Annotated in this window: 1 protein-coding gene; it reads right to left on the minus strand. The window is 69.8% G+C overall.

The annotated features are described in order from the left end of the window. The coding region (locus tag ACM0OY_RS40695; RefSeq protein WP_414574348.1) for an AraC family transcriptional regulator at window positions 1-225 on the minus strand (225 nt) is incomplete at both ends.

Raw genomic sequence — 225 nt, forward strand, 5'->3', positions numbered from 1 at the left:
CGAACGACCTGCGGGCGGTTAGGGGGCGGCTGCGGGCCGCCGTCGCACGCAATGATTTCGCATAGGCGGACGGCGTGGTTCCGGTGGTCTGGCGGAACAGCTTGTGGAAGTGCGAGCGGCTCAGCCCGACCGCGCTGGCCACCTTCTGCGATGAGGGCGCGCGGCCCTCAGCACCCAGCATCTCGCAGGCGGTCTGGATCAGGACGTCGTGCTTCTGCGCCAGGG

The organism is Nostoc sp. CCY 9925, assembly GCF_963920935.1.
GTDB lineage: Bacteria > Cyanobacteriota > Cyanobacteriia > Cyanobacteriales > Nostocaceae > Nostoc.